The sequence below is a fragment of the Pseudomonas sp. FFUP_PS_473 genome, from assembly GCF_002858665.1.
GTDB lineage: Bacteria > Pseudomonadota > Gammaproteobacteria > Pseudomonadales > Pseudomonadaceae > Aquipseudomonas > Aquipseudomonas defluvii.
On the sequence record NZ_PJQQ01000012.1, the window covers coordinates 22,527 to 35,097 of the forward strand.

The window sequence follows — 12,571 nt, forward strand, 5'->3', positions numbered from 1 at the left end:
CCCGGCTGCACAGCACAAACGCAACCTGCCTCCTGCCCCAGCGTCAAGGGCAGTACCCGGCACGGGCGTACCAGGACACACCTTTCACGTATTTTTTCAAAGACAGGCCCCAGCGAAATGTGGCATTAGTAATGTAACCGCCTGAACACACAGTGCTTTCAGGTTAATGGCAACAGCCCCACGAGGTATCCGCCATAACCTGAACGCACATTTGACGGAGGACCAGAGAGCCGTGTTTGCGTTATCGCCCGAGCGCTTGAAAAGTACCTGCCCTGTGCGGCGACGTTCGGTGTCAACCCTCCGAATGCCACAGGCCACCCCAGGCAGGTTGGCATCGTTTAAAGGAATTACACAATGATCCCAAGAAATGTAATCAACGCGTCGGTAAGTCCCAAAGGAAGCCTGGAAACGCTGTCCCAGCGCGAAGTTCAGCAATTGAGCGAAGCCGGCTCGGGCAGCATCTACCAACTGTTCCGCCAGTGCACACTGGCCATCCTCAATACCGGCGCCCACGTCGATAACGCCAAGACCATTCTCGACGCCTTCCAGGATTTCGAAGTTCGTATCCACCAGCAGGACCGTGGCGTGCGCCTGGAGCTGATCAACGCACCCGCTGGCGCCTTCGTCGACGGTGAAATGATTGCCAGCACCCGCGAAATGCTCTTCAGCGCCCTGCGCGACATCGTCTACACCGAAAACGAGCTGGACAGCCTGCGCATCGACTTGAGCAGCTCCCAGGGCATCACCGACTACGTCTTTCACCTGCTGCGCAACGCCCGCACCCTGCGCCCTGGGCTCGAACCGAAAATGGTCGTGTGCTGGGGCGGCCACTCGATCAGCACCGAGGAATACCAGTACACCAAGAAGGTCGGCCACGAGCTGGGCCTGCGTAAACTGGACATCTGCACCGGCTGCGGCCCCGGCGTGATGAAAGGCCCGATGAAAGGCGCCACCATTGCCCATGCCAAGCAGCGCATGAACAGCGGACGCTACCTGGGCCTGACCGAGCCGGGCATCATCGCTGCGGAAGCCCCCAACCCGATCGTCAACGAACTGGTGATCCTGCCGGACATCGAGAAGCGCCTTGAGGCCTTCGTCCGCGTTGGCCACGGCATCATCATTTTCCCGGGCGGCGCCGGCACGGCCGAAGAGTTCCTCTACCTGCTCGGCATCCTCATGCACCCGGACAACCAGGACCTGCCATTCCCGGTCATCCTCACCGGGCCAAAGAGCGCCGAAGCCTACCTGCACCAACTGCATGCGTTCGTCGGCGCAACCCTGGGTGAAGCGGCACAGCGTCACTACCAGATCATCATCGACGACCCAGCCCAAGTGGCACGGCAAATGACCGAAGGCTTGAAGACCGTCAAACAGTTCCGCCGCGAACGTAACGACGCCTTCCACTTCAACTGGCTGTTGCAGATCGACGAAGGCTTCCAACGCCCGTTCGACCCAACCCACGCCAACATGGCCAACCTGAAACTGAGCCGTGACATACCGCCGCACGAACTGGCGGCCAACCTGCGCCGCGCCTTCTCCGGCATCGTCGCGGGTAACGTGAAGGACAAAGGCATTCGTCTGATCGAAGAACACGGCCCGTATGAAATCCACGGTGACGCGGCAATCATGCAGCCGCTGGACCACTTGCTGAAGGCCTTCGTCGAGCAGCACAGGATGAAACTGCCGGGCGGAGCGGCGTATGAGCCGTGCTACCGGGTCGTGACCTGACCATCAGCGTTATCGCCGGCAACGCCGGCGATAACGCAACTCAGCACTCAGCACTCAGCACTCAGCACTCAGCGACAGGCTACCGATGACGTCCGACAGCTCGTCGTACGGTTCATGTTCCACTTCCGGCTCTTGTACAGGCGCTGGTTTCAGGCCGCTTTGAGACGCCTGGCGGTACTCACTGGGCGTACATCCTGCGCACTGCTTGAAGGCGCGGGCGAAATAGGATGGGTCTTTGAAGCCAACCTCATAGCCAATGCTGGTAATGGGCATTTGGCTGTTGTGGAGCAGCTCCTTGGCACAGTCCATGCGCTTGCTAAGGATGTACTCCATGAAACCCAGGCCATTCACTTCCTTGAATACGCGGCTGAAGCGAAAGGTGGTCATGCCGCAACGCTTGGCCAGGACTTTCTGGTCGATGCTGTCGCGAAAATGCTGGTCAATGTACAACTGCACGTCATGCAAGGCATGGTGCTTCTGGTGCTCCGCCGTCAAGCGGATACTGTCCGGCAGCGATGGGCCGTGCTCGATCTGCAATACCTTGTTGCTCGCCCCGGCCTGGCGACGTACGTCGCACAGTTGCCTTAACGCATGCAGAAAACGATTGATCTCGGTGCTTGAAAGGGCAAGCACCATGTATTCCCAGACCCGCGAGCGCATGGCCCAGACCGCGAGCTCTTCAGAGTGCTGCACGGTGAACATGGTGATCGGTATGGACGGTGCCTTGCGTTTGATCTCCAACAGCAGGTTGAGGCCTGGCATGTCGGGACGGTCATAATGCATGCAGATCATGTCCGGCTGTGGTTCGTAGTCCTTTTCGGAAAAGGAATTACCGGCTGCCAGACGACACTCGCAGGTTGGCTGAAACTGCATCATCAGCGCTTCAGTCGAATGATCGTGGGTGAGATCGAACCATAAAAGGTACGGCTTTCTCGCCGCCTCGACACTCATGGCGTTAGCCTGCCCATAGGACTAACCCACTCTTTCGCCCCAAGCCATTTAGCCATCGGGCCAGAAGTATGATGGATCCAATTCTGATAAAGACTCATCATCGCGCTCTATACCGTTAGAATTGTTATTACAAAAATTTCGCTCGTCTTTCACATATATCCGTTGCCATGCACTCAGCACTTTCACATCAGCTCCATTGCACATCTTGAACCCTTCCCTTCCTTGAGTAGCCCGGTGCCATTATTAGCACTCCAGCAGTAGCAACAACAGCAAAATATCCTGATTCATCGATAATCAATGCGGACTTCCAACAGTATTCCCGACACCTGTTCCATCAGGTAACCCATTGGAACTTCGCAACTAAAACTGTTCCCAAACAACACGTCATTGTGCCCTGACCAATAGCCTGTCAGGGTCTCTGCCTGAACGAACCAGCAACGCTTGACGTCAACAAAATGGCGAAAATAGCGCACACCAAGAGCAAAACGTCAAAAAACAACACTCCATGCACCCTTTTGCTGCTTTCAGGCGTTGGCGAAATGCTTTTTCCTTCTTGAATAGTATCGTCAGCGTTACGCCAATAAGCAGATCAAGTCCTGATATCAAAACCCCTGCTTAGACCATTACGTACCACCTTGGCCTGCATCACCAGCAACGGGCTGTTTTTGGCCTGAGTGCTACAACACTTTTAAAGTGTTTGCTCTATTTACGTTAGCGCCAGCAGAAACCATTCTCATATCGATTCCACCCCATGTTTCACCCCACTTTTTTTTCTTCCGAGTCTGCCACGCATCAATAATGGCCCTGTGACAGCAATAAAATCCTAACAGTCTGCAAAAATCTCCTAACCCCTTTCTGCGCCGCCTGACTACTGTTCAACCAGGCAGTGAAAACGCACTGCTCTTACTACCAAAGCACTTGAGCGAGGTGAACACCATGAACCTGCAATCCATCAAAACTTCGGTACTGAAGTTCATCAAAGACGAAGATGGCCTGACCATTGTGGAGTACGCAGTGGCCGGTGGACTGATAACGCTGGGCGCTGTTGCTGCGTTCGTTACCCTGGGCACCAACGTAGACACCGCTATCGACAACCTGGGTTGCGCAGTCCAAGGCAAAGCAACCTGCTAGCGGTAATGAACCCAGCAGGCACAGACGTTTCCAGACATCTAGTTAGAGGGTTGCAGTCATGGGCAAAGAGCAGTTAGTCGCTGTCGCACTCTTGCTTGGGCTGCTCGGGATAGCGGTGGCGAGCGATATTCGCCGCCACCGCATTCCTAACCTCTTGGTGTTGTTGGGCTTGATCCTGGGGGTGGGCAGCCAGGCGTATGCCTCGGGTGCAATGGGGGCAGGTTATGGCGTGCTGGGCCTGCTGGTCGGCTTCGCCGTTTTCCTGCCGCTCTACGCGTTGGGCGGCATGGCGGCCGGCGACGTCAAACTAATGGCCATGGTCGGCTCTTTTCTCAGCCCGCAAAACGCACTCTGGGTGGCCGCACTGAGCCTGATTGCCGGGGGCGTGTGCGCGGTATTGATTATCTTCGTGCGTGGCCAGGTGCAGCAAACCTTCGGCCGTTACTGGCTGATGCTGCGAGCCAGGGCCTATTTTTCCCCAGCATCCGATGAAGTGGCAGGCAAGCCGTTCCCGTATTCGGTCGCCGTATTGCTCGGCACCTTGGCCAGCATCTTCTGGCTACCTTTGGGCCAGTAGTTCAGGAGAACCCTATGTACGCCATCAGCAACAGCCGTATTTCGCCCCAGGAACGCAACGCAATTCAGCGGTTGGCTCCGCAACCCCGTACGGTGCTTGAAACCGGGTTGCCGGAGAACCTGCTGGGCGATCTGGTTTGCAAGCACCTGCACGACGCCGGCGTGCTGGACATGTCGCGGCTGGTAGAGCGCCTGGCGCTGACCGGTGCGGTACTGGAAGAGATCCTGATGTTCTTGCGCAAGGATGGTCGCGTCGAAGTCCTCGGGCAGGCCGGCAACCAGGCCTTGCGCTATGGCCTGACTGAGCGCGGCCGCAGCGCGGCACGTGATGCCCTGGCGCGCAGTGGCTATATCGGCGCAGCCCCCTTCCCGGTCAGTGCCTACCGTTCGCTGCTCAAGGTACAGACCATTCACCATGGCCGCATCGGCGCAAACGACATGCGTCGCTCGTTCAGCTCGGTGGTACTGGCCCCGAGCATGCTTGACCAACTGGGCGTGGCCTTGAACTCCGGGCGCGCCATCATGATCTATGGGCCGGCCGGTACCGGCAAGACCTACGTCAGCAGCCGGCTGATCCGCCTGTTCAGCGAATGCATCTGGGTACCCCATGCCATCGCCATCAACGATGCCGTGATCGAAATATTCGACCCTCAGGTACACCGTCGCCTGCAGGATGATGACGAACAGCAGAATACCTTGCTGCTCAACGAAGGCATCGACCGTCGCCTGCTGTGCTGTGAGCGCCCCCTGGTCATCACCGGCGGCGAGTTGACGATGGAGCAGTTGGATGTGCGCTACGACCCCGACTCGCGTCAGTACCAGGCGCCATTGCAACTCAAGGCCAGCAACGGAATGCTCATCATCGATGACATGGGCCGCCAGCGTATGGCGCCGGCCGAGTTGCTGAACCGCTGGATTGTCCCCATGGAGGAAAAGCGCGACTTCCTCAACCTGGGTGGCGGGCGGCACTGCGAATTGCCCTTTGACCTGGTGCTGGTGTTCTCCACCAACCTCAATCCACTGGAGTTGGCCGACGAGGCGTTTCTGCGCCGAATTGGCTACAAGCTTCAATTCGGCTACCCGCAAGCCAGCGAGTACGAACGCATCTGGATACAGGAAACAGAACGCTTGGGTATCCCACATGACCCAAAGCTGCTGCGCTATGCCCTGGAGGAACTCTACGAAGCGGAAAACATGCCGCTGGTACCGTGCCATCCCCGTGACCTATTGAGCATGGCAATCGACCGTCAGCGTTACCTGGGCAATGCCGGGCCGCTATCAACAGCGGAGTTGGAGTGGGCCTGGCACAACTACTTCGTTCAGCTCGACTTCATTGGCTAAGGAGTTACCAACATGAGCTCTCGTACGTTTCCCCTGATTGCCTTGTCCCTGGTCCTGGGCTTGGGTGCGGCCTGGATGGCCAACAACTGGCTGAGCGCGAAACTCAATGCCAAGGAAGACGATAACCAGCAGAGCGTGGTGGTCGCCACCACAGAGATTGCCTTCGGCCAAATGGTCGAAGCCCAGCAAGTGGCCGTGGTGCGCATGCCAAAGGATGCTGTACCCGAGGATGCCTTCGACGCCCCTGACAAAGTGGTGGGCAAGATCGCCACCTTCTCCATGCTGCGCGGCGATATCCTGCGGGCTGCGCGCCTGGCCGAGCACCTCGGCGGCAGCACCCTGGCATCGCTGATCGAACCCAACAAGCGCGCCATCTCGGTACGGGTGGACGATGTGGTCGGGGTAGGCGGGTTCTTGCTACCAGGTAACCGGGTCGACGTATTGGCAACCCGGCAGACCGGCAACAGTGGCGATGCCGAGTCCAAAACCATTCTGGAAGACTTGCGGGTGTTGGCAGTGGACCAAACAGCCAGCACCGACAAGACCCAGCCCGTGGTTGTCCGTGCCGTCACCCTGGAAATGACGCCACAGGAAGCGGAAGTGCTGGTCAAGGGCATGGCTGCCGGCAAGCTGCAACTGGCCCTGCGCAACCCCCTGGACAATCAGCCACGCCCGGCCGTCACCCAACCGGTTGCAATGGCCCAGCCACCGGCTCCAGCCCCGGTTGTCCGGCCGGTGGTACGCCGTCAAGGCACTGGCAACAGCAGCGCTGTCACCGTGATTCGTGGCATCGAAGTCAATGAAGTGAGAGCCAAGCTGTAAGTGATCCTGTTCCACATCGGCCAGACGGGAGGGCGTGATGATGAACGCGCGAATCAAACAGCCTCGCACTGCGTTTGCGCAGCGTCAGCGCGGCACGATCATTGTGATGGTGGTGATTGCCATGGCGGCGGTGCTGTTGATGGCCGCCCTGGCGCTGGACGGCAGCCACATGCTGGTGAACAAGACACGCCTGCAAAATGCGGTGGATGCGGCAGCGCTGAGTGGGGCCAAGACGCTCAACACAGTGCTTGGCGCAACCGGCGCCGCCAGCCTGGCACAAACCGCCGCGCTGGACACCCTCAGCCGCAATGCCAACGCGACAGGCAACCAGGAGCTGGCCAAGGCGGTTGGCAACAATGTCGCGAACTTCGCCAAGGTGGAACTGGCATCCAGTGTCTACGGGCCGTTCTCCTTTCCCGGCCCGGCCAATGCCAGCTACGTGCGAGTCACGGTGGCAAACTACCCGTTGACCGGTTTTTTCTGGGGGGCTTTCCAGACATTGGGCAATGGCGCAGACAAGACCAAGAGCGTCGCCGCCATCGCCACTGCCGGGCCAAGCCCAACCAGCCCCTGTGAGCTTACCCCGCTGATGGTGTGCGGCAACCCCACACAGAACAACCCCAGCGGCGGAATGTTCTGGGGGTACAGCTTCGGCGATCTGCAGGTATTGAAAACCGCTGCGAACAACAGTTCGGCGATCGGCCCAGGGAACTTTCAACTGCTTGATTTCGGCTCAGGCGGAAACACTGTCCGGGACGGCCTGGCCGGCGGCATCAATCAGTGCAACAGCATCGGATCGAACGTGACGACCAAGCCGGGCAACACCGTCGGGCCGTCCGCTCAAGGCCTCAATACGCGTTTCAACGAGTACAAGGGAGGCCTCAGTGCCGCTGACTATCCACCTGACCTGGTCGTTACGGTCAACCCCAAGTCCCTGACCTACAACGATACGTTGAAGAGGATCGAATACAACAACCAACCGGTCACTGCCGCCAACGGCAACCTGTCTACGACCGGTGGCCCCCTGTACGACTACAACGACTGGAAACAGGACTCGGCCAACTGCATTGCCGGCGCTGGGGGTGGCTGCCTGTCCAATGGCGTGCACGAACGGCGGGTACTGAAGATCGTCATCGGTGACTGCTCGGGCAAGAACGACGGTGCGTCATCGATACCGGTGCTCGGTTTTGGCTGTTTCTTCGTGATGCAGCCGGAAGCCCAAAAGGGCAACGAGTCCCAGATCTTCGGCCAATTCATTAGCCAGTGCGAGGGCGACGGCGTGCCAGGCCCCACGCCGACGGATGATGTCGGCCCGCAGATCATCCAGTTGTACAAGACCTACATCGATAACCAACAGACACCCAGTACCGATTCGTAGGGGGCTCTATGAGACGCGGTGGATTCAACGCCTCAAAGGCCCAGCGTGGCCTGGCAATGGTTGAGCTGGTGATTACCCTGCCGTTGTTGGCGCTGCTGATGCTGGCCTTCGGCGAGTTCGGCCGCATGCTGTTCCAGTACAACAGCCTGATGCAGGCCAGCCGTGACGCCGGGCGCTTTGTCGCCAGCCAGGCGTGGGACGCCAATCAGGGCAAACTCGAGCTGAGCGATGCACTGTTGTCCAAAACCAAAAACGTCGCGGTGTACGGCGTACCTGCCAACCCGAATGGTTACCCCTCGGTCGTGCCTGGGCTCACGCCTGGAAATGTCACGGTGGCTGCAGCAGGTACCGAGCACGTGCAGGTGAGCATTAACTATACCTTCGTGCCTGTGATCGGTAGCGCACTGCCGGCCCTCTATGGCAGCAGTAAACCGCTGGGCCTGACGTTGACCTCCACCGTTGTGATGAGGGCCTTATGATGAACCGCAAACGCATGCGCGGTGTGTATGTAGTCGAGTTCGCCATCACCGGCCTGGTGCTGTTCACCTTGCTGTTCGGCGTGCTGGAAATAGGCCGGTTGTACTTCACCGTCAATGCGCTGAATGAAACGGTGCGCCGGGGGGCGCGCCTGGCCGCGGTGTGCAACATCAAAGACCCTACCATTCTGCGCCGCGCAATGTTCAATGCCGCCGACAACAGCGGCGCGAGCAGCCTGATTGGCAACCTGACCAGTGCCAACCTAAACCTGATCTACCTGGACAAGGACGGTGCCGTGATCGCCAACCCTGACGACCTCACCAGCACCAACGGTTTTCTCGCCATCCGTTATGTGCAACTGCAGGTGACGAACTTCAGTTTCAACTTGCTGATTCCTGGATTCAACGGCGCCTTCGTGCTGCCGGTGTTCAGGTCAACCATGCCGCGCGAGAGCCTCGGCAGGCAACCCGATGCAAACGTAGTACCGGAGATCACGCCATGTTAAGCACACGTGAAGCCCCCGTCGTCACCGCGACTGACCGGCAAGGCCTGCGCCTGCTGATCAGTGGCCGCGATGCGACAGCCTTGAACCAGATGAAAACCATCAGCCAGAGCCTGCCCAACCTGCAAGTCAGCACCCGCTTGGTAAGCAACGGCCATACCGACCCGCTGTATGGGCTGGACCACATGCCGGACCTGTTGCTGCTGCACGTCAGCCATTTGTGGCGCGAAGAGTTGGCCGCCCTGCTGCTGCATCCACTCAAGGAGCGCCCGCCGCTGTTGGTGTGCGGCCCCCTGGATGAACGCGAGGGCATGCGCCTGGCAATGCAGGCCGGCGCCCGTGACTTTCTTCCCGAGCCGGTGAAACCCGAAGAGCTGCAGGCGGCCCTTGGGCGCATGCAGATGGAGGCGCGGGCAGAGCGAGGAAACGAAGGCAAACTGATTGCGGTCATGAATGCCAAGGGCGGTTCAGGGGCCAGCATGCTGGCCTGCAACCTGGCCCATCAGCTCAGTAACCAGGGTGGCAGAACCCTGCTGCTGGACTTGGACCTGCAGTTCGGCAGCGTCGGCCACAGCCTGGATGTGCAATCGACACACAGCCCGATGGAGGTGCTTCAGCAGGCCGATACCCTGGACAGCATCGCCTTGCGCGGCTTTTGCAGCCACTACAGCCCGACCTTGCATGTGCTGGGCGGGCGTACCGATGAACTGTGCCTGCAGCAGGACGTGCGCCTGGAGCAACTGGAGAATCTGTTGCGCCTGGCCCGCAGTAGCTACGACTGGGTGGTGGTGGACTTGCCGCGGCAAATCGACCACCTCACCGGCATCAGCCTGGAGCAGGCCGACCGCATCTACATTGTGTTGCAGCAAAGCCTGAGCCACCTGAAAGACGGCACGCGCTTGACCCGCATCCTGCGCGACGACCTGGGCGTGTCGAGCAGTCGACTGCAGGTGGTGGTCAACCGCTACAACAAGACGTCCCCCGTCACCCTCAAGGATGTGACCGAGGCGTTGCGCTGCACGGAGGTGCACAAGCTCCCAAATGACTTTGCGGTGGTCAGCGAAAGCCTGAACACCGGGGTGCCGCTGGAACGGCATGCACCACGGTCAGCCATCAACCTTGCCCTGCGCGAACTGAGCCAGAACCTGATCGGGATCGAGGCCTGCGAACAGAGCCTGCTTAAACGTACCTTTGGCCGTTTGTTTGGAGGGTAAGCCATGCTCAGCGACTTTCGTAATCGCTTGCGTCAGCAGGCCAACAACCAGGCCACGGCAGACAAACCGGCAGCACCGGCCAACAGCCAGGACTGCACTCAGGTACTGATGGCCTGGGAGAACATTGCACCGGAAATCCTCTACGAGACCCGGAGCAAGCTCAACCCGGTGGAGAGCGAATGGAAAGAAAAGACCTACCAGCAGCTGCTCAAGGTCATGGACCTGTCCTTGCTGGACACGCTGGAGGCCGCCGAAGCCGGTCGGCAGATCAAAGAGATCAGCCAGCGCTTGCTTGACGAGAACTCGGCACCGGTCAGCGCCAGTGGTCGCCAGTTGATCATCAAGCAGATCACCGACGAGGTGCTGGGCCTTGGCCCGCTTGAGCCACTGCTGGCCGACCCGAGTGTGTCCGACATCCTCGTGAACGGCCACGCCTCGGTGTACGTCGAGCGGTTTGGCAAGCTGCAAAGAACCGACGTGCGTTTTCGCGATGATCAACACCTGCTGAACATCATCGACCGCATTGTGTCCAACCTGGGCCGGCGCATTGATGAATCTTCGCCGTTGGTGGACGCACGCCTGAAGGACGGCTCGCGGGTCAACGCCATCATCCCTCCCCTGGCGATCGACGGCCCCAGCATGTCGATTCGCCGCTTCGCGGTGGACTTGCTCAATACCGAAAACCTGGTGCAGACGGGCACCCTGACGGCGGCCATCGCACTGATGCTCAAGGCTATCGTTCGCGGGCGCATGAACGTGCTGATTTCCGGCGGTACCGGCAGCGGCAAGACCACCATGCTCAACGTCCTGTCCAGCTTCATCCCGCACAACGAGCGAATCGTCACCATCGAAGACTCGGCCGAGTTGCAGTTGCAACAGCCTCATGTGGTACGGCTGGAAACCCGCCCTTCGAACATCGAAGGGCGCGGCGAAGTCAATCAGCGTGAACTGGTGCGCAACAGCCTGCGGATGCGCCCGGACCGCATCGTCATTGGCGAGGTGCGGGGCGCCGAGGCACTGGACATGTTGACCGCGATGAACACCGGTCACGACGGCTCACTGACCACCATTCACGCCAACACCGCACGTGACGCCTTGGGCCGAATCGAGAACATGGTGTCGATGAGCGGTGCAACCTTCCCGATCAAGGCGCTGCGCCAGCAGATCGCCTCGGCCATCGATGTGGTCATCCAGTTGGAGCGTCAGGAGGATGGCACCCGGCGGCTGGTCAGCGTGCAAGAGATCAACGGCATGGAGGGCGACATCATCACCATGACCGAGATTTTCTCGTTCGTACGCAATGGCATCGGCGAAAAAGGCGAGGTACTGGGTGAGTTTCGCCCCACCGGCATGGTCCCGGCATTCCGTGAAACGCTGGCCAAGCGGAGTATCGAGCTGCCGCTCAGCCTGTTCCGGCAGGAATGGATGGAGGAAAAATCATGAACCAGATCCCCAGCGAGTTCGTCCTGGCCTTCCTTGGCATGGTGTTCACGGCGATCTTCCTCCTCAGCCAGGGCCTGACCGTTCCGGTGTTTGGCGAAGCGGGCAAGGTGCGCAAGCGCATCCGCAGTCGCCTGAACATGCTGGAGCGCGCCAATGACCTGCCGAACATGCAGTCGGTACTACGGCAAAAATACTTGCGGCGCCTGTCGCCACTGGAAGCGTGGTTAGAGCAACTGCCAGCGATGGAGGCCCTGGCCCAGATGATCGAACAGGCCGGGCATGAATACCGTGCCTATCGGGTACTGCTGCTTGGGCTGACGCTGGCACTGGCAAGCGGCATTGTACTGTGGTTGATCACGCGCACCTGGTGGGTGGCAGTACCTGCTGCGATGGTGGTGTTCTGGCTACCGATACTGAAGATCTCCAATGACCGCATCAAGCGCTTTGCCCGCTTCGAAGAGGGGCTGCCAGATGCGCTCGATGCCATGTGCCGGGCGCTGCGCGCCGGCCATCCGTTCAACGAGACCCTGCAACTGGTCGCCGATGAGCACAAAGGGCCGGTCGCCCATGAGTTCGGCCTGACCTTCGCCGACATCAACTATGGCAACGATGTACGCCGGGCCATGCTCGGCCTGCTGGAACGCGTACCCAGCATGACGGTCATGATGCTGGTGACCACAGTGCTGATCCACCGTGAAACAGGTGGCAATCTGACCGAAGTACTGGATCGCCTGAGCAGCCTGATTCGCGGGCGCTTTCGCTTTCAACGCAAGGTCAAGACCCTGTCCGCCGAAGGGCGTATGTCAGGTTGGATACTGGTGTCGATGCCCTTTGTGCTAGCCGCAGCGATCGTGCTGTCGAGCCCGACCTATCTGCCCCTGCTGATCAACGAGCCTCTGGGTCGAAAACTGGTCCTAGGCGCCTTTGTTGCCATGCTGATCGGGATCTACTGGATACGCAAGATCATCCGGATTCAGGTTTGAGTACCGATAGACCTAGGGAGTAAGA

12 protein-coding genes are annotated in these 12,571 nt (G+C 59.4%); 11 read left to right on the forward strand and 1 reads right to left on the reverse strand.

The features are described 5' to 3' along the window. The first annotated feature begins 354 nt into the window (after positions 1–354). Complete coding sequence (ppnN, locus tag CYD26_RS10290; RefSeq protein ID WP_102052541.1) at positions 355–1,728, forward strand: nucleotide 5'-monophosphate nucleosidase PpnN; 1,374 nt, start codon at positions 355–357, stop codon at positions 1,726–1,728. Between the two features lie 54 nt (positions 1,729–1,782). Here the strand turns inward: ppnN and CYD26_RS10295 are convergent, their stop codons facing one another. Then, positions 1,783–2,679 carry a response regulator transcription factor gene (locus CYD26_RS10295; RefSeq protein ID WP_102052542.1) on the reverse strand — a complete coding sequence of 299 codons (897 nt, stop codon included), beginning with the start codon at positions 2,677–2,679 and terminating at the stop codon, positions 1,783–1,785. Between the two features lie 936 nt (positions 2,680–3,615). Here CYD26_RS10295 and CYD26_RS10300 point away from each other — a divergent pair. From CYD26_RS10300 to CYD26_RS10345, 10 genes are read left to right on the forward strand one after another with little or no spacing between them, the layout of a single operon-like run. After that, on the forward strand, positions 3,616–3,810 hold the full coding sequence (locus CYD26_RS10300) for a Flp family type IVb pilin (protein WP_102052543.1): 195 nt from the start codon (positions 3,616–3,618) through the stop codon (positions 3,808–3,810). Positions 3,811–3,868: 58 nt separating this feature from the next. Further along, positions 3,869–4,387, forward strand: coding sequence for a prepilin peptidase (locus tag CYD26_RS10305; protein WP_102052544.1), 519 nt, complete (start codon positions 3,869–3,871; stop codon positions 4,385–4,387). Between the two features lie 14 nt (positions 4,388–4,401). Further along, positions 4,402–5,727, forward strand: coding sequence for an AAA family ATPase (locus tag CYD26_RS10310; RefSeq protein ID WP_102052545.1), 1,326 nt, complete (start codon positions 4,402–4,404; stop codon positions 5,725–5,727). Between the two features lie 12 nt (positions 5,728–5,739). Then, positions 5,740–6,549 (forward strand): Flp pilus assembly protein CpaB, encoded by an 810-nt coding sequence (gene cpaB / locus CYD26_RS10315; RefSeq protein ID WP_099774076.1) that lies wholly within the window; start codon positions 5,740–5,742, stop codon positions 6,547–6,549. 37 nt (positions 6,550–6,586) lie between these two features. Further along, the gene (locus tag CYD26_RS10320; RefSeq protein WP_178081706.1) at positions 6,587–7,927 is read left to right on the forward strand and encodes a TadE/TadG family type IV pilus assembly protein; all 1,341 of its coding nucleotides are present in this window, start codon (positions 6,587–6,589) and stop codon (positions 7,925–7,927) included. 8 nt (positions 7,928–7,935) lie between these two features. Continuing rightward, positions 7,936–8,406: a TadE/TadG family type IV pilus assembly protein gene (locus tag CYD26_RS10325; RefSeq protein ID WP_102052546.1), complete on the forward strand. Its 471-nt coding sequence runs from the start codon at positions 7,936–7,938 to the stop codon at positions 8,404–8,406. Further along, on the forward strand, positions 8,406–8,909 hold the full coding sequence (locus tag CYD26_RS10330; RefSeq protein WP_102052603.1) for a TadE/TadG family type IV pilus assembly protein: 504 nt from the start codon (positions 8,406–8,408) through the stop codon (positions 8,907–8,909). Before CYD26_RS10325 ends, CYD26_RS10330 begins: the two co-directional genes overlap by 1 nt. After that, the gene (locus CYD26_RS10335; protein ID WP_099774074.1) at positions 8,903–10,120 is read left to right on the forward strand and encodes an AAA family ATPase; all 1,218 of its coding nucleotides are present in this window, start codon (positions 8,903–8,905) and stop codon (positions 10,118–10,120) included. The genes CYD26_RS10330 and CYD26_RS10335 overlap by 7 nt, the downstream gene beginning before the upstream one ends. A gap of 3 nt (positions 10,121–10,123) precedes the next feature. Next, a complete protein-coding gene (locus CYD26_RS10340; RefSeq protein ID WP_065759537.1) occupies positions 10,124–11,563 on the forward strand; it encodes a CpaF family protein in 1,440 nt (479 codons plus the stop codon). Then, positions 11,560–12,546, forward strand: a complete 987-nt coding sequence (locus tag CYD26_RS10345; RefSeq protein WP_065759538.1) for a type II secretion system F family protein — start codon at positions 11,560–11,562, stop codon at positions 12,544–12,546. The genes CYD26_RS10340 and CYD26_RS10345 overlap by 4 nt, the downstream gene beginning before the upstream one ends. The last annotated feature ends 25 nt before the right edge of the window (positions 12,547–12,571 follow it).